This is a genomic window from Acinetobacter sp. Ac8, assembly GCF_055392545.1.
The window spans coordinates 3,147,980-3,164,943 of record NZ_AP043689.1; the positions used below are offsets into that span (position 1 = coordinate 3,147,980).

Below are 16,964 nucleotides of genomic sequence, written 5' to 3' on the forward strand. Positions count from 1 at the left end.
TTTATCGATCGAGAAATCCTTAAACTGGTATTTATTTTCAAAGATCTCTGTGTATGGAACTTTATCTTATTTTATTGGTTGCAGGCTTTGTCAGTGGCATACTCACCATATTATTTGGTTTTGCCGGTGGCTTTGTTGTTGTTCCTTTGGTTTATTCGACAATTCGTATGCAATATCCAATTCATTCTACCGCCTATGATTTAGCTTTTAAAAGTGCAGTTGCCACCTCATTATTGTTGATGGTGATCAACTCTGGATTGGCAACTTATCAGCAATATAAACAGCGAAAAATACACAAACAATACCTCTTCCCAATCGCATATTGGATTGCTACTGGTGCAATTTTAGGCACTCTACTCGCCCTAAATATTTCATCACACCTGTTAAAATGGGCTTTTGCACTCTATTTGTGTATAACAATTTTTGATTGTCTGCTTCGTCAATTTAAACAGCCCCACTCAAACCCTCAATCCGTAAGATTACTCACCAAAACAGAACAAGGTCTAGGCGGAATCTTTATCGGCGGGATTGCATCCGCGTTGGGTGTCGGAGGCAGTGTAATGACTATTCCGCTGTTCCGTCGCTGTGGTTTGGATATGTCTTCATCGGTTGCCCTAGCCAATCCTTTGAGTATGCCTGTTGCCATAGCCGGTTGTATCACCTTGATCATTGGGCAAATTATCCAACCACAACATCTAGGCACGCATTTTATTGGCTATTTTTACTACCCTGCTTTAATTGCGTTGATTATAGGCGGCTTTTTCGGCATGAAATTGGCAATACAATGGACCGGAAAATTGTCTAATCAAATGCATGAGCGTGGTTATATCCTATTACTCACGCTGGTTTTAATCAGTATTTTATTTCAATAAGGGAGACTGTGGCCTACAGACTTGAGGCTTATGTCTTGCACCCAAGTTTTTTGGAGCGAGTGGGCGATTTAACAGACGCACAGCCAAGAAAAATGATTCAAATAAACAGAGTTTGCGTTATCTAAAAATGAACAGTTAATCAACCTCTAATACATATCAATTAATCTGCGGATTTGTTTGTATTGTTTAATCATACATGGTGGTTCTATCGTGTGGCGACATGGATGTCGCCGTTGAGCGGGGGTATATGAGCAAAAATAAAGCACTGCTTTGTTTGCAGCGCAAGAGCCCTCGCTCAAAATGAGCAAAAACAAAGCACTGCTTTGTTTGCAGCGCAAGGTTTGGCATCCCCTACGAAAAGTGAGGCATTGCCTACACAAATCTATTTAAACTTTAAATGTAAGGTGTGGCATTGCAAGCTTTATAATCATACAAATCCATTTTTATAGAACGCTGATACTTTTAAATTTGATCTATAGCTTAATCGAGAAACATTTAAAAAAACACTAGCTAATTTTAAATATGACTATCCGTGAAGAAGTTTTGAGTTTTGGCACAATTGACATTAGTGTCGTGAGCATCAACCCCATTCGATGCCAACCTTTAAATTGATTAAACAAATAGGTCCGCACATGCTTAAGTTTGGGATGCCATGTTTCAATGTCTTTTTCATCATCCAAACCAAACTTAAATGTGGCTTTGGTTTTACTTACAGTGTCGTGTAAAGCAGACTTAGTACTCATCCAAGCATTAAGCATGTCAAAATGAATTTCAGCACCTGAAAACCGCTCGGCTAAAGCGGTTAACACCTGTTGATTTTGTGCTTGATTGAAGTACATCAATACCCCTTCGATCACAAACATAAAATGACCAATGGGATGCGTTTCTTTTAATTGATCCATCCACGTGGTCGATAACATTGAACTTGCAATAAAGTGTTCATTTTTATGCGCGGGAATGAGTTGCTGACGTTGTTCAATCACTTCAGCAATATCCAATTGATAAAACTCAGCATGTTCAGCACTTTTACCGATACGTTGTATACGGCTATCTAAACCACAGCCTACAAATACAATAATCGGCTGATGATTAAGATAATGATGAAGTTGAATGAAGTCTTTAACCTTCTGATCAAAATGCGTTGAACGCAATGCAACACCAACCGACGTGGCCTTCTTGTTTTTATATTTTGAAAAATCATAATCAATTTTTTCCACCAACTCACAGGCTGTTTGATCATTGATTAAGGGATTTTTTTTCTGCGTTTCAACGGATTTGGCATATAAGGTAATCAGTAGCGTGTCTGCAATCTCATCTTGCAAGTTAAGCGATATTTTTTTCATTACGCATTCCTCATGTCATTTAGATTTATTTTTTGCAAATAATGCTTTGGGTGATTTGCCATAAAAACGAGTAAACGCAACTGTAAAATTATTGGGATATTGATAGCCCACCTGCCACGCCACTTGAGCCACGTGCAAACCTGACTCAAGGAGGCTATGGGCTTGTTGCATCCTCAATTGCAATAAATATTCAGTCGGATTGACCCCATACAGCTTGATAAAACAGGCTTTGAATTTATATACATTCATACCGATCACACTGGCGATATACTGCATCGTCAATGCTTGATCTAATTGATTGATCATTAAAGCTTTGGCTTTTTCCAAATTTTGCACATCCTGCATATTCAAGTTTGCAGATGAGACTGCTGATTCATCAGGCGCAATGAACGGCAACTGTTCTGATAACAAACTCAGTGCATGAATATGTTGTTGTAAGCTATGTTGTGGTTGATTGTTGTGCTGTACCAGTGAATGTGCCAATGCGCAAGCATGGACTTTACTGGTCCTTGAAACAGGCTGAAAAGCGATTGGGTTGATATGGTTTGGGAGAAATAATGCATTGAGCTGTTTTGAGCTTAGATATTTACTCAAAAATTCCGAGCTCATAATCAAGCGAAGCTGAGAAACCGTCTGTTGTTTTTGATAGTGGCGTATTCCTTCAATGGATGGAAACGTGTTGATACTGATATGGTCCGCTTTAAAACTGAGTTGCTCTGCATTCTTACTCTGATATTTTGAGCACCCTTGTAATCCAACAGTCAATACCATCACGGGGTTTGGGTGTGCTGCTTGGGTTTCTTCTTCTAATGCATATTGAGGACAATAGTGTAATTGGTTAAGTAGCAAGCCAGTTTCAATCTGCAAAGTGTCTGCATAGCAATGACCAAAATCTTCAGGCAAGCCAATACGGTGTTGCCGTGAAGAGATCTCTTGAACCGAACGCGCGACATCAACCCGCACACGATGATGTAATTGTGTCATCACTCAATACTCCATCTAGCTGAAAACATCACTTCGCATAGTATTTTCTATAATCCGCATATAATAAATAATAATCATTCTCATTTATTAAATCATCATATCGTATCTTTGGATCGAATGTCTAGACTGAATGTTCTCGGCATTGCCTATGTAATTTTAAAAGGTGCTTTTAATGAATCTTTCTCTAAATCAAGCCGTACAAATACTGACTCAACCTCATCCTTTACATTTCATTTGGCAAATTTACCTGTCACAAATACAAGCACAAGCCTTAGATTTTTCAATTGAAAAAAACTCTTTGCATCATTATTTCAATTTGAAGATGCCACAGTCCTAGCAAAGAAACATGCTTTGCATCCGCAAAATACCGATTATCTGTTACAGCTATTGGCCAGTTTACAACTGTTAGACACCCAGTTTGACCCAACCAGACAAGCTATGCTTTATCGTATTAAGCCAGTACTTAAAGACTACTTTGATCCGACATCAGATCAATATTGTGCTGATGCGTTGTTATATCGCCAACAAGTGATTCAGTCTGTTGCTGGACAACTTTCTGTGTCTTTTTCTCGTGATTTTCAAGCCCAATCTCGAACACCAGAAACGATCGGATCTGCATGGGCACAAGCGGCTCAAATACAAATTGCCCAAGAACAAAACGCTGTCACAGTTCACATTGCAGATGTGCTTTCTGATGTAGTCCGTGAATTTAAAACAGCAAGACATTTTCTTGATGTCGGTGCTGGCGCTGGACGGATCGCAATGCATTTGGCTGAAAAGTTTACTCAACTTGAATGCACCCTTTTAGAACTTCCGCATGTCATTGAGGCAATTCGTCCCACTTTAGCAAGTCATCCAGCACACCAACGCTTACATTATTTAGCTGCGGACTTGCAAACGTTAGACTTTCAAACTTTAAAATCTCACCCTCAATACGACATTATTTGGTGCTCATCTGTACTACATTTTGTCGATGATTACGCGTTAATTTTAGAAAAACTGCTTGCAGCTCTATCATCAAATGGTGTATTGATTTGTTGTCATGCAGAAATTGCCCCATCTCAATATGATGCAGGCATTCAAAGCTATTATCTCAATATGCGTATGCAAGGCAATTACGTTCCACAAAAGGACGATATTTATCGCAGCTTAAAACAACTGGGTTGTCAGCACATTGAAACGATCGAGAATGTGCAGTTCCCGGTTGCGCCGGTTGATGTGCTGATTGCACGGAAATAGGTTATAAAAAAGCGAGAAGTAAAATTTAATCCTTAAATCAAATTTACTTCTCGCTATGTCAAATATTAAACACAGACCTATTAGAATTTCTGCGAAATACTCACCTTATAATCTCGACCTGTACCTGTCATATACTCCCCCAAATACATTTTGTAATCACGATTAAATAAATTATCAATCGAGAAATTCAGCGTTGGCCCTTTTGCACCAATTGGCTGCCAGTCGGCATAAACGCTATGTAGTGAATAGCCTTTGGTTTTAGGTAATGAAAATGAAGATGCCGCGATCGACTTATCATTATCTGAAAGGCTTCGGTCTTGCGCAGCCACAAATATCCCTCTCCACCCCATAGTTAAGTGATGTTCAGGCACATTCACCCCTAAAGTTGCAGTGGCTTTTTTCGGTGGGATATTGGTCATCCATGTTTTTTGATCAAACCATGGATTTACAGGAGAATTATCACGTTGCCCGCGAATATAGGAATAGGTTAAACCAGCAAACCAAGTCGGCTGATTATAGAAAGCTTCGGCTTCATAGGCTTTGATGGTGTAATCGGTCACATTACGATAAAAACCATGATCATAATTGCCTTTACAGTCTGCTACGCTACCTTTTCCTGTATTTGCATTATTTTCTGCTTGTGCTTGACAAAATGTTGAGCGATTGCGGAATATCTCATCGCCCCCCCGATTATGATGATAGGTTAAACGCACTTGTAGATGATCTTCATCACTAAACACATCATCAAAATTCATCTCATTGCCGACACGAATCGCCAACATCTTTTCAGGAACTAAATAACGACTGGTCGAGGGAACAGTAGTTGCTGCGGATTGCACATAATATTGTTCATCAACGCGAGGCGCACGCCATGTTTTACTCACATTCGCAAACCATGTCATATAGTCGGCCTGTTTCCAAGACATTGCCAACCGTGGCGACCAGCCCGTATAGGTTTTACTGGAATAATCATGCCCTGCCGCTGGATCATTAAATCGTGATGCACGATTTGGCTTGCCGTTATTTTCAATATGATCATAACGGAGTGATGGGGTAATGACGAAATTGTTAATCTGATATTGATCTTCAATAAATGCACTCAGCATTTGCTGATCGCCAGCAGGCATATAGTTCGGTTCATAATAACCAAAATTATAATCTGGCTTTTTGGCATTGTTTTTGTCATAAATCAGCGAGTTTTGTTCCATTTTCTGGTATTGCGCGCCAACCTTTAATTTATGCGTGCCCAGTTTTGTTTCAATATCACTGATATTACTCATTTTTAATGCTGTATTGGTATAGGTTACCCAGCTTTCATTGCCTAACAGTGCCGCTGAACCCGTTACGCTTGGTAAGCGTAGATCATGTTGATAAGTCTTGGAATAGGATGCGACGGCTTTTAAATTTACATATGGGTTAGCATCAGGATTAAATTCATAACTTGCCGAGTAACTGGTATCTTCCTGATCACGGTCGACCAAACGGCGTTTCCAAGCTTCATCATAGCCATACTTAGCAATATCTGCCTCAGTCGGCACTGCATCTTGATCACGCATGGCTGCAAAAGGCTCCCAGCCTTCATGCCCACTGCGCATGGCATTTAAAGAAATTTTATGACCATCGGCAGGATAAAAGTTCAGTTTGGCTAAATAGGTTTCTTGCTCTTGCCCTGAATACAAAAACTCAGTTCCATCTGGTCGCTTTACATTGCCGCTGTCTCGGTTGGTATAGTAAAACAGCCCATCGACCAGCCCATTGTCGGCTTTACCATATACAGCGCCTGTATAGGTATTTTGACTGTTATTGGAAAAACGAGAATATTTTAAAAATGCGCCAATATTTTTACCATCATCCAGTAAATCTGTGGCATCTTTAGTTTCCAGTGTAACCTTACCACCAAAACCACCATTTCCGACTTCAACGTTATGTGGCCCTTTATCCACAGTGATTTTCTTTAAAATCTCAGGTTCAATAAAGACTGAACCCTGTCGATATTTATCAAAGGTTTTAACAGAATCGTCCAAGGTAATGGGTACATCGGCTACCCCGCCCATGCCGAGAATATTAATCGTTTGCCCTCCCGGACGTGGCGATCCTGCTGAACCGACACTGGGCATATGATCGAGTAATTGTGCAACATTATTGGCCTGATAACGATCAATCGCTTTTTGATTGAGTACACTCTGACCAAATTGTATGGTGTCTTTTTTTACCGCCTCGACCACAATCGGAGTCATTTGATAAATTTGGTTTTCAGCATTTGTGGTTGATGTTGCTGTTTTACCTGTTGCTGTTTTTCCCGTTGCAATATTTGCTGTATTGACTACAAGCGTTTGTGTAGCAACAGGCTTTTCAATAAGTAGATAACCTGCGGAAGTTTTTTGAATCTGGAATGGGGTATTCTGCACCAATAATGCAAAAGCCTGATCTAGGGTATATTTACCCTTCATCGTCTTTACCCGATAACGATTGGTTTTTGCTGGATCGAGTAACAACGATACATTGGCTTGCTGTGCCAAGCTATTTAAAGCTTGAGTCAATGAACCGCTTTGCACTTGATAAAAGCCAACAGGCGAAGCATTATTTGCATGCGTTTGAATACTGATTGCACTCATAGACAGTGCGATTGCAACAGCCATTGCAACTGGCTTTATTGCATTCTGATATAAAGATTGAGACATTCTCTACCCACCCAAGGTTAAATGATAATCATTAACTTCACTCAGTTAAAATAATCTGTGTTTTCATGTGTTCTAAGTTATATGACGAAGCAGAAACGAAAAAACCGCAATGAAATGCAGTTTTTTTTAAATTTTAATTTTCTAAAGCAACAGCAAGTGCATGATTATCTACTTAGGCAACAGACAAAATTAATTATAGTGCATGGTATAGTTGACGACCGCATGCACATTTTGAGCATCGACAATGGCAGTCTTAGAAATATATGCTACATAATAACTTAAATATGCCACTGCATAAGCACCCTCAAAAACAGGACTTTTCGCCTGAGTTCCCCAAGGTGCTGAAAAATCTACAGGTATTCCATTTCTAGTCGTAATTTGAAAAAAAATAGGATTTGTAGTGGAAGCATCTAAGGCTTTGTTGACCAATAAAGTTTTATCCTCTGTATCCAAGTCAGTAGGTGGTGAACTTACACTCAAATGAATCCCTTTAAAGGCTCTAGATGTTGCTACATCACAAACACCCGTACCTGTAGCATTTAGTAACTCCATATAAATGAGTTTTTTACTTAACGGTACATTTGGATAAAATCCTGATTTAGGTACAGTGGGCAAGTTAAGCGTGAGATCTTTAGTACCGCTTGCATCACCGCCAGCACTATGTAATATACATGTTCCGTCAGTCACGACACCATTGACTGTAATGGTTCCATCTACAGCAAACGCGCGACTACATGTCAAACTTAAAGCCAAAGCACTCAATGTGGCTAAAGTCAGTTTCTGCATTCAATACATCTCATAAGATTTGAATAAGTTTTAATTTTCTCAACCCTCAATAAATCTAAACTTCATCAATAAAACCAACACACAAAATTTAATTATAGTGCAATGTATAATTTATCTTTGTCGTGAAATTTTGAGCATCAACAATCCCCGTTTTGGAAGCAACCGCGACTATGTAATATACATATGTTTCACCATCAGCACGGATACGTACTAAGCTTTTCTCCTGAGTTCCCCAAGCCGCAGAAAAATCTACAGGTTTACTGTTTTCAGTCTGCATTTGAAGAAAAATAGGATGTGCCTTAGAAGCACCACCTGCACCTGTGGCTTTATTCACGAGTAAAGTTTTATCTGTCTCATCCAAATCATCTGGTGAAATTGTACTCAGATGTATCCCCTGAAAGGCTTTACTTGTTGCCACATCACAGTGAGCTGTACCTGCTGCATTGGTTAACTGTAGCGTAAATCCATAACGCATTGGCACTGGAAGTGTAGGCGTAAACCACGATTTAGGTACAGTACCTAATGGAAAAACGATATCTTTTGAACCAATTGCATAACCACCATCACCTTGCAAGGTACAAGTTTGATCCGTGATAACACCATTAACGGTAATGGTGCCATCCACAGCGAAAACGTTTGTACATACTAACGTTAAAAGCAGAGTGCTGAATGTGGGTAAAATCAGTTTATTCATTGAATCAGCCTTATAAAGCTTTAATAAATGCGATAATTTAACGATGCTGTTATTCACATTAAGAGACATGGTAATTTCAACGAAAATAGATAGATCTAAATATATAAACGCTGTTGTTGTTCACTTTAAAACTCTGCTTATTTCAAGCTGGAGTCTATTTTAATAGATGTTTTTATTTTAAATTTCCGCCAATTCAAAATAAAACTTCATGCTGACAAAAATATCTGCATATCACAATATTTTTAAGTTGACTTTTTATCATGCAAACTCATTACAAAAAATCATGTATAAATTTTATTGTTAAGATTCAACCATATAAGTAAAACAAATGATCAAAAATTTAATTTTATTTGAATTTTAAACACCATTTCCAACATATCAAAATATGACTAAACATCAATAAAATCATTTTCTCACTATAGATTTAATCCGACTAAAATAATATGTTTTATGATTTTGCAATCATATAAATGACCTCATCATCCAGCTTCCTTATTGAGATCTTTTATACGTATCCAAAGTGTTATCCATCAACATCATTGACTGAATATTCATTAAAGCACTTATGATTTTTATAAAATGATATTCAATCGATTTCGTTCATCAATCAAAAAATGATCGTATAGCGTAAATCATATTGCTATTCAAAGTGCCTTCTCTCTTTGTGAAAAAGCAAGGATGAGAGGATTTTTTATATTGATCTATGCTTTTAAAAAGACTTATACAACAAGCCAAGTGACAAAAAAACTGCAATAAATTGCAGTTTTTTTAAATTTTAACTTTCTAAAGTACCAGTAAATCTATACTTAGCAGCTAAAGTCCACATACCAAAGATTAATTATACATCAATGTATAATTGATCTTCGCATTTACATTTTGAGCATCGACTATCCCCGTTTTAGAGGCATACTGTACACGGTAATATACAAATGTATGATTACTAAGATGCTGCACTGTACTTTTTGCCTGATCTGCCCAAGATGCAGAAAAATCCACAGGTACTGAATCCACCGTATAAAATTGAATAAAAACAGGATTTGCAACAGAAGCGCCCGAGGTGTTGACCAGTAAAGTTTTATCCTCTGCATCCAAGTGAGCTGGCGAAATCGCACTGAGGTGTATACCTCTAAACGCTCTTCGTGTTGCTGCTTCACAAAAATCTGTACCCGTCGCATCTCTTAAATGCAGATTAAAGCCCATGAAGAATGGGACTCGATTTAAAGGCGTAAATGTCGATTTAGGCAGCGTGGGTAAGCTAACGGTTAGATTTTTTAAACCATTTGCCATACCATCATCACCTCGTAAGGTGCAAGTCTGATCCGTCACCACACCATTAACCGTAATGGTACCATTTACTGCAAATACATTTGTACATGCCAAAGTGAAAGCCAAAGTACTCAATGTTGCTAAAGTCAGTTTCTTCATTGAATTAACTCCATAAAGTTTTAATTATTTTTAAGTTGCTCAATCATCATTAAATCTATGCCTCACCACTAAAACCAACATAAAAAATTTAATTATAGTGCATGGTATAATTTATCTTTGCTTGCACATTTTGAGCATCCACAACTCCAGTATTAGAAATAACCGTTGCCACATAACGTATAGATACTTCATTACCAACACTATAAAGTTCACTTCCTGCTTGACTTCCCCAATGCGCATTCAGATCTACAATACTGTTGGTTTCATAAGTGTAAAATCGAATAAAAACAGGATTTGTACTAGAGGCACCACCTGCACCAGTGGCTCTGTTGACCAATAAACTCTTATCAAGGTCATCCAAATCAGTTGGTGAAATTGGACTCAAATGTACCCCTTTAAAAGCTTTACTTGTTGCAGCATCACAAGGACCTGTACCCGTAGCATTCGTTAACTGCATACTAAAGATTACTTGCATTGAATTTGGAAATCCAGGTTCAAATTTAAATAGTGATTTAGGAACAGAAGGCAAGTTAACCGTTATGTCTTTAGTACCACTTGACCTATTACCATCACCTTTTAATGTACACGTTCCATCAGTGATAACACCATTAACTGTAATGGTTCCATCTACTGCAAATACATTTGTGCACGCCAAAGTGAAAACCAAAGTACTCAATGTTACTAAACTCAGTTTCTTCATTGAATAACCCCTTTATAAAGTTTGAATCAAAAAATGCGATAAATATAATCTTATTCACATTATAGGAACGAAAATCTCAATATAAATAAATGCAATTAAATATGGGTAAACTATGTTTCTGCTTATTTTAAGCCTATGCTGATTTAAAAATTTAGCCACTCACTACTTATTTTTATTTTAAATTTCAGTTAATTTAAAATAAAACCTTATGCTGACAAAAATACGTATACACCACAATAGCTTCCAAGTTAACTTTTTATCATGCAAATATATTAAATAAAATCATGCATTAATTTTGTTATTAAAATTCAATTATATAAACAAATAAAATAGTGAATTTAAAATAAATATTTTAGTTTTAAACAGTATTTCCAACATATAAAAATGTGACTAAACAAAAATAAACCACATTTAACAAGATATTCACCCCATCCAAAATAACATTTCTGTTATTTTGAAGTAATATAAATCACATGATCGCCAAGCTTGGTTATTTTAATTGGGTATTGAGTTACCAACAATCGTAGCGTTTGATCTAAATCCTGTTGCGCATTAATCACACCACTGACTTTATAATCTTTTAAGGTCGAATGATTAAATATTAAATATTGATGATGATAACGCCCTAAGTTGGTCAGTAAATCAGCTAAAGGAAGTTGATCTGCCAAGATCTGATGTTTATCCCAAGCAAACTCGGTCGATGCAATATCCAACTCAGAAATCGGGCTTAAACCAAGTGCGTCAGCGCTAATTTTTTCGCCTTGCTTGACTACTTTTACTTGAGAATTTTGAGCCAATGAACGGGTTTCAACCTTTGAATGCAACATATTCAACACACTGCTATTCGCGTACTGATAAACTATAAATCGTGTACCGAGCGCTTTAAAATCCGCTTGAGCTGTATGAATGATCAGAGGTCGTTGTGGGTCTTTGGCAACATCAATATAAATATCCCCTTGAACTAAATTGATTTGTCTTTTTTCAGCAGTAAAATCAAGTTTAATGGCAGATTTTGCAGCTAAAGTCACTTTGGAACCATCTTCCAAGGTGATCGAATGCATTTGCCCAATCTCAGTTTTATAATCAGCCGTGTAGTAAGACATCATTGTTGAATGAGCAGTGAAATAGACAACGCCACCGATACTCACACAAAACAGCAAGACTTTGCTAAATAATTGTAAAATATGTTTTTTACTTTGCTGACTGACTTTCATTGAATTGCGAACGTTTTGACTGGATATGCCATGCGTTGTCGAAAACTGCTGCATCGTTTCAGAAAAATTAAGCATTTGATCGAGTTGATCATGATGTTCAGGATACTTGCTTCGCCACGCTTCAAACTCAATTTGCGCTTGTTGACGTTCATGCAAATCATCAGTATTTAAACGAACAATCCATAAAGCCATTTCTTTCTGTAGCTGCTTAGCGTTCATCTAGCCCTAGCTCAAGCAAGTTGTTTTTCGCCTCATAACATAACTGTAAACATTCGGCTAAATAGAGCTGTGTCGTGCGTAATGATTTACCAATCTCAGTGGCAATTTCACTCTGACTATAGCCTTCAAAGTAATACATGATAAATGCTTTTCGAGTTAGTGCTGTTGTATCCTGTAAAGCAATGGTAAGAAAATCTAAAATAAGTACAGCCTCTTCAATTTGATTTGAAGTGATTAAAAGATCTTGATCATCTGCATGCTGTTTGAGTGTTTCTAAATAATTCTGCTCTAAAATATAACGACGATGCTTATCAATCAGCACATGTTTTGCGACATTGACCAAATATGCACGCGGTTCCTGAATTGAAAAAAGCTGTTTAGTTTGCAGCAATTTAACAAAAGTATCTTGAACCAGATCTGCAGCAGTAAAAGGATATCTGACACGCGAGTTGAGCCATTGTTTCAGCCAATCATGGTGATCCAAATACATCTCTTGCAGAATTTGCTGTCGCGATGGTGTGGGGAGAATTGGGATCATAAAATTAAATTAAAAATTCTAAACAATAATAATTATCGTTTACATTTTGTGATTTGTAAATGCTATCCTAAAGATCTTTTTTTGTAGGCTCTGTTGCGCTTTTTATCCAGTTCATTCGTCATCTCTCATATAACCCATTTTTTCATAGACTTTTTTACATAAGAGAATTACATGAATCAAGCACTGATCACTGAACCCAATACGCAACAAGAACTCAGTTTGGCTATGCAGCTCAAATTACAGACTGCAGATGAGCATGAAAGAATGCATACACTGATGGCAAAGGCAGACGTATTTTCTAGTTTAGAAAAATATGCCTTATTCACCTTGTCACAGTATTATTTTCAATTGGAAATCGAACATTTATTTCAACAAGATCAAGTGGCTTTACATATTACCGACCTTGATATCCGTGGTCGTTCTGCACAAGCACTGTTAGATCTACAAGATTTAGGCATTCAACCCCAAGGCCAAACTTTAGAAAGCTTAAATGTGACTTTCCCTGCTGCTTTAGGCTGGATTTACGTTTCAGAAGGATCAACTTTAGGCGCGGCATTTTTATTTAAACAAGCGCAGCAATGTTTAGGTTTAAGTGCTGAGAATGGTGCGCGCAATTTGGCAGCTTATCCTGAAGGTCGAGCGAAGGTTTGGAAACGATTTGTTCAAGCTTTAGATCAAGCCGAACTCAGCCCTAGCCAGAAAGATGAAGTTATTCAAGGAGCGCTTGATGCATTTAAATATTTTGGCAATGCCTTAATCAATTTAGAGCAACTTAAGTAAATTTATTCTATAAAAGTTAATTCATCTGATGGTAGGAGCTTGCAAAGCCACCTATTACAATGAAAAGTTTAAATTTAATTTGCGTAAACAATAGATCTTTCATAAATCAAAATATGATTATATGGAGTGAATCATATTGGTATTGAAAGTCCCTTCTCCCACTGGGAGAAGGCTAGGATGAGGGGCTTTTATATTGATTTACAGTTTTAAAAAGGACTGATGAAACAAGAGAACTGAGTTAACCAGTGCTCTTGTTTTATTTGGCTCTATTCGAGTCAGTGCGGTTGCACTGCAAAGTAATAGTGAGAAAATCTAAATTGAGGCTTGTTTCTGGCTATATAACATAAACAAAATAGACAGTAGAAAGAGTCCGCCCATCAACATGACCGTGACATGGAAAGCCATCAGTTCAGCAGATTGTAAGCTGTTGCCCTGCTGTTGAGACAAAGTGCTCACAACGGTCATTGCTGTACCTAAAACGGCTATCCCAATTGTCATTCCCAATTGGCGTAGTGTATTTAAAATAGCTGCGGCAAAGTTTGCATCTTGCACTTGTACACTGCCCATGATCAATGTACTTGAACCCGGAACGATCAATCCCATTCCTATGCCCATAAGTCCACTACAAAAAATAAATAGCGCAAAAGATGAATCGGTTTGAAAACTCATCATAGCCAACAAGGCTGTGCCTGCGATTGCCAAGCCCAGTGTTAATAAACTCGCTACGGTAAAACGCTGGTGTAATTTGGAAAAGGCAATTGAAACAAACGCCTGTGTTAAAAACTGTGGTGCAATCAACCAACCCGCCTGTGCAGCAGTTAACTCAATCTGATTTTGATAAAACAAGGCAAATATAAATAAAGAACTATATCCTGCAAACCCCAAAATAAAAGAAATTACGTTATAGGCTAAAAAGCGTTTATTTTTAAATAAATGATTGGGGATCAATGGATGAGTCGCATGTTTTTGTTGCCATGCAAACGCCATACTTGCCAAAATAAATAAGAAAATACTCAGCATAAACCAATGTGCTAAATGCACATGTTGTAATGCGATAATGCTATACGTTAATGTGACAATCGCTACAGCACTGTAGAGCAAACCTAGATAATCAAACGGTACAGGCACCGATTTCTGATCAGCCTCAATACCATAATAGCCCAAGTAAATCGTTAGAATCCCAACAGGAAGATTGAGCCAGAAAATACTTTGCCAACCAAAATGATGTACCAATAATCCACCCATCAGCGGACCAACAATTAATGAAAACGCACTAAAAGAACTCCATCGACCAATTTCACGCGCTTTGTCTTGCGGTTGATGAAAATGATGCACCATGATCGCCAATGCCAAAGGAATTAAAACTGCACCAGCCACTCCCTGAATCATTCGTCCAATAATCAACAAGCTAAAATTGCTTGCCATAGCACAAATCAATGAACCCACGATAAAAATGATCACACCCAGTAACCATAACTTTTTACGCCCTATACGCTGGCTTAATGCTCCCACCGCTAACATTAAACTCGATAGACTTAAAGCATAGCTATCTATCACCCACTGTAGATCCGCCATATCACTATCAAATTGGTTTTGAATACTTCCAAGTGCAAGATTGACACTGCTTAAATCCACCAAACACAGAAAGGTACTGATATAGAGCGCTAAAATAAGATAAATCGGCTGGCGAGATGCATTCATACATCACCTAGATCATTTAAATGAGAATCATTATATTATACACTGACCGACGGTCGGTCAATGTATAAAAATCTACTTAAAACCCAAACTTTTCATTTTTTATAGACAGTCTTGAAAGCGCTTTTAAAGATCATCACTGATCACAACTTAAGCAGCAGAATTGTTGGCTGTAAAATGCATCGTTTAGGGTTCTAATTAAAATTGATAATAAAAGAATATCAGACGAGAAGCGATTTATACGATTCAAGATAATGCTGAAAGTCAGCCATCATGATGGAGCATTTTTAAATATTGCATTGCAATTTGCTGAGAAAAATCTGTGCTATCTTGTAGTTGATTGGCAATTGCTTCATCTGCAACCCCATGCACACCAGAATAAATCAATAAAGCAGTCAATCTTGGCTGTTCTAAATGCCAAATACCCGCCTGCTGCCCTCCATTTAAGATTTGCAGCAATTGTTCCAATATCATATTTTTTTCATTATTTTTTCGTTCATGGTGATGTGCACCAAAAACAATATCATGTATAGCATAGCTTTCGAGGTAGGTTTGTATATTGGCAGAGACCCAAACCTTAAATTGACTGACCCAATCTTCAGCATCACATGTTGCAACAGCTGTGTCTAAGGCCGCGATAAAAAAATCGATATAACGTTTTTTTAAGGCTTCAACAATATGCTGTTTCGATTCAAAGTAATGATAAAAGGTCCCTTTAGCAACGCCCACACTGGCAATAATTTCGCTAATGGTGGTGGCTTCAACGCCTTTTTCTAAGAAAAGCGTTTGTGCAGCATTCATCAGCTCATCAATTCGGACTTCTGCTGGCTTGGTTTGCCTTTTTGTCACCTGAGTAGAAGCGACTTGAGATTGTGATGACATACTTCTCTATTTTCTACACGCAAGAATTTAATTATAGAGGAGCCTTATATAATTCACAATTGAAGTGTCTATTCGACAATCACTTCAACATTAATATAACTTCCTTTATTGTGACTAGATAAGCCTTATAATTAAATCCTTTTAGAGTACCCAATAATATAACTTTTACTAGATACTCTAAACCTCAAATCAAGTTAATAAAAGCGGATTAAAACATATTAAAATAAATAGGAAAAACCCCTAACAATCGAAGCTCTTCAAACAATTGTACAAACGCAGCAACCCAGAAAAACCAGATCACCTGAGCTAAGAACAACCTAAAATGTTTGGATGACACTTGGCAATATTGCGGTTCAGAATAGTTTTTAAAACTCGGCCAAAAGCGTGGTGTAGTTTGAGTATAATTCAAATAGAGTTGATCAAATTTTTTCCTCAAAAAACGCTCTTCTTGACGTATGACAAAGTAATAATAAATTAAAAAGAACACGCTAAAAGCCACAGGAAAGAACAAAGTTTCAGTTAAAAACATAATCCCCAGCGCAGCTAAAAAACTAAAAAGATAGAGTGGATTTCGACAGATGGAATACGGACCATCCATAACTAACTTCGCGTTTTTATGGCCTAAAATATAGATACTGCACCATATCCGTCCCATCGCTCCAATCCCCACTAAAAACCAACCGAGTAACCATAAAAGATGCTCAATTAATGGGAAAGTGTCGTGCCATAGACCAAAACTAACAGCAATGATAAATGCCAATATAAAACCAATAACTCTTGAACCCATGGTTCTTATTCTGGAAGAAAATATAATATTCATCTTATTTCCTCCCACAATAAATTGAATACTCATCATCTTTTAGATGAATTTCCAAGGGGTTACTTATCAAAATTAAATAATTTAAAATA

General features: G+C 37.4%; 16 protein-coding genes. 4 read left to right on the forward strand and 12 right to left on the reverse strand.

The features are described from left to right. Positions 1-53 precede the first annotated feature (53 nt). Entirely contained in the window at positions 54-872 is an 819-nt protein-coding gene (locus tag ACZ5QH_RS15020) for a sulfite exporter TauE/SafE family protein (RefSeq protein WP_303577183.1), read from the forward strand. A gap of 506 nt (positions 873-1,378) precedes the next feature. On the opposite strand, the gene ACZ5QH_RS15025 is transcribed toward ACZ5QH_RS15020, so the two are convergent. Both ACZ5QH_RS15025 and ACZ5QH_RS15030 read right to left on the reverse strand, forming a co-directional pair. Next, positions 1,379-2,215, reverse strand: a complete 837-nt coding sequence (locus ACZ5QH_RS15025; RefSeq protein ID WP_303577182.1) for a class I SAM-dependent methyltransferase — start codon at positions 2,213-2,215, stop codon at positions 1,379-1,381. A gap of 15 nt (positions 2,216-2,230) precedes the next feature. After that, the gene (locus ACZ5QH_RS15030) at positions 2,231-3,199 is read right to left on the reverse strand and encodes a helix-turn-helix domain-containing protein (RefSeq protein WP_303577181.1); all 969 of its coding nucleotides are present in this window, start codon (positions 3,197-3,199) and stop codon (positions 2,231-2,233) included. Positions 3,200-3,371: 172 nt separating this feature from the next. Here ACZ5QH_RS15030 and ACZ5QH_RS15035 point away from each other — a divergent pair, with 172 nt between their 5' ends. Both ACZ5QH_RS15035 and ACZ5QH_RS15040 read left to right on the forward strand, forming a co-directional pair. Continuing rightward, entirely contained in the window at positions 3,372-3,536 is a 165-nt protein-coding gene (locus ACZ5QH_RS15035; RefSeq protein ID WP_303577180.1) for a hypothetical protein, read from the forward strand. Between the two features lie 14 nt (positions 3,537-3,550). After that, entirely contained in the window at positions 3,551-4,438 is an 888-nt protein-coding gene (locus ACZ5QH_RS15040; RefSeq protein ID WP_303577179.1) for a class I SAM-dependent methyltransferase, read from the forward strand. A gap of 80 nt (positions 4,439-4,518) precedes the next feature. Here ACZ5QH_RS15040 and ACZ5QH_RS15045 read toward each other — a convergent pair whose 3' ends face one another. The 7 genes from ACZ5QH_RS15045 to ACZ5QH_RS15075 all read right to left on the reverse strand — a co-directional run bounded on the left by ACZ5QH_RS15045 (position 4,519) and on the right by ACZ5QH_RS15075 (position 12,695). Beyond that, on the reverse strand, positions 4,519-7,119 hold the full coding sequence (locus ACZ5QH_RS15045) for a TonB-dependent hemoglobin/transferrin/lactoferrin family receptor (protein WP_303577178.1): 2,601 nt from the start codon (positions 7,117-7,119) through the stop codon (positions 4,519-4,521). Between the two features lie 189 nt (positions 7,120-7,308). Further along, the gene (locus ACZ5QH_RS15050) at positions 7,309-7,905 is read right to left on the reverse strand and encodes a fimbrial protein (protein ID WP_004822815.1); all 597 of its coding nucleotides are present in this window, start codon (positions 7,903-7,905) and stop codon (positions 7,309-7,311) included. Positions 7,906-7,993: 88 nt separating this feature from the next. Continuing rightward, positions 7,994-8,599, reverse strand: coding sequence for a fimbrial protein (locus tag ACZ5QH_RS15055; protein ID WP_303577177.1), 606 nt, complete (start codon positions 8,597-8,599; stop codon positions 7,994-7,996). 834 nt (positions 8,600-9,433) lie between these two features. Beyond that, positions 9,434-10,024, reverse strand: coding sequence for a fimbrial protein (locus tag ACZ5QH_RS15060; protein ID WP_303577176.1), 591 nt, complete (start codon positions 10,022-10,024; stop codon positions 9,434-9,436). An 88-nt stretch (positions 10,025-10,112) separates the two neighbouring features. Beyond that, positions 10,113-10,724 carry a fimbrial protein gene (locus ACZ5QH_RS15065; RefSeq protein ID WP_303577175.1) on the reverse strand — a complete coding sequence of 204 codons (612 nt, stop codon included), beginning with the start codon at positions 10,722-10,724 and terminating at the stop codon, positions 10,113-10,115. A gap of 449 nt (positions 10,725-11,173) precedes the next feature. Further along, positions 11,174-12,157 carry a FecR family protein gene (locus ACZ5QH_RS15070; RefSeq protein ID WP_303577174.1) on the reverse strand — a complete coding sequence of 328 codons (984 nt, stop codon included), beginning with the start codon at positions 12,155-12,157 and terminating at the stop codon, positions 11,174-11,176. Then, entirely contained in the window at positions 12,147-12,695 is a 549-nt protein-coding gene (locus tag ACZ5QH_RS15075) for a sigma-70 family RNA polymerase sigma factor (RefSeq protein ID WP_303577173.1), read from the reverse strand. The genes ACZ5QH_RS15070 and ACZ5QH_RS15075 overlap by 11 nt, the downstream gene beginning before the upstream one ends. Positions 12,696-12,866: 171 nt before the next feature. Here ACZ5QH_RS15075 and ACZ5QH_RS15080 point away from each other — a divergent pair, with 171 nt between their 5' ends. After that, on the forward strand, positions 12,867-13,475 hold the full coding sequence (locus ACZ5QH_RS15080; RefSeq protein ID WP_303577172.1) for a biliverdin-producing heme oxygenase: 609 nt from the start codon (positions 12,867-12,869) through the stop codon (positions 13,473-13,475). Positions 13,476-13,787: 312 nt separating this feature from the next. Here ACZ5QH_RS15080 and ACZ5QH_RS15085 read toward each other — a convergent pair whose 3' ends face one another. From ACZ5QH_RS15085 to ACZ5QH_RS15095, 3 genes are all read right to left on the reverse strand, one after another. Next, positions 13,788-15,176, reverse strand: a complete 1,389-nt coding sequence (locus ACZ5QH_RS15085; RefSeq protein WP_303577171.1) for an MFS transporter — start codon at positions 15,174-15,176, stop codon at positions 13,788-13,790. A 261-nt stretch (positions 15,177-15,437) separates the two neighbouring features. Continuing rightward, a complete protein-coding gene (locus ACZ5QH_RS15090; RefSeq protein WP_105714063.1) occupies positions 15,438-16,055 on the reverse strand; it encodes a TetR/AcrR family transcriptional regulator in 618 nt (205 codons plus the stop codon). 208 nt (positions 16,056-16,263) lie between these two features. After that, a complete protein-coding gene (locus ACZ5QH_RS15095; RefSeq protein WP_303577170.1) occupies positions 16,264-16,875 on the reverse strand; it encodes a methyltransferase family protein in 612 nt (203 codons plus the stop codon). Between the last annotated feature and the right edge of the window lie 89 nt (positions 16,876-16,964).

Coding starts and splice junctions, on each gene's coding strand:
- ACZ5QH_RS15020 (WP_303577183.1), top strand. CDS start 54: ATGGAACTTTATCTTATTTTATTGGTTGCAGGCTTTGTCAGTGGCATA.
- ACZ5QH_RS15025 (WP_303577182.1), bottom strand. CDS start 2,215: ATGAAAAAAATATCGCTTAACTTGCAAGATGAGATTGCAGACACGCTA.
- ACZ5QH_RS15030 (WP_303577181.1), bottom strand. CDS start 3,199: ATGACACAATTACATCATCGTGTGCGGGTTGATGTCGCGCGTTCGGTT.
- ACZ5QH_RS15035 (WP_303577180.1), top strand. CDS start 3,372: ATGAATCTTTCTCTAAATCAAGCCGTACAAATACTGACTCAACCTCAT.
- ACZ5QH_RS15045 (WP_303577178.1), bottom strand. CDS start 7,119: ATGTCTCAATCTTTATATCAGAATGCAATAAAGCCAGTTGCAATGGCT.
- ACZ5QH_RS15050 (WP_004822815.1), bottom strand. CDS start 7,905: ATGCAGAAACTGACTTTAGCCACATTGAGTGCTTTGGCTTTAAGTTTG.
- ACZ5QH_RS15055 (WP_303577177.1), bottom strand. CDS start 8,599: ATGAATAAACTGATTTTACCCACATTCAGCACTCTGCTTTTAACGTTA.
- ACZ5QH_RS15060 (WP_303577176.1), bottom strand. CDS start 10,024: ATGAAGAAACTGACTTTAGCAACATTGAGTACTTTGGCTTTCACTTTG.
- ACZ5QH_RS15065 (WP_303577175.1), bottom strand. CDS start 10,724: ATGAAGAAACTGAGTTTAGTAACATTGAGTACTTTGGTTTTCACTTTG.
- ACZ5QH_RS15070 (WP_303577174.1), bottom strand. CDS start 12,157: ATGAACGCTAAGCAGCTACAGAAAGAAATGGCTTTATGGATTGTTCGT.
- ACZ5QH_RS15075 (WP_303577173.1), bottom strand. CDS start 12,695: ATGATCCCAATTCTCCCCACACCATCGCGACAGCAAATTCTGCAAGAG.
- ACZ5QH_RS15080 (WP_303577172.1), top strand. CDS start 12,867: ATGAATCAAGCACTGATCACTGAACCCAATACGCAACAAGAACTCAGT.
- ACZ5QH_RS15085 (WP_303577171.1), bottom strand. CDS start 15,176: ATGAATGCATCTCGCCAGCCGATTTATCTTATTTTAGCGCTCTATATC.
- ACZ5QH_RS15090 (WP_105714063.1), bottom strand. CDS start 16,055: ATGTCATCACAATCTCAAGTCGCTTCTACTCAGGTGACAAAAAGGCAA.
- ACZ5QH_RS15095 (WP_303577170.1), bottom strand. CDS start 16,875: ATGAATATTATATTTTCTTCCAGAATAAGAACCATGGGTTCAAGAGTT.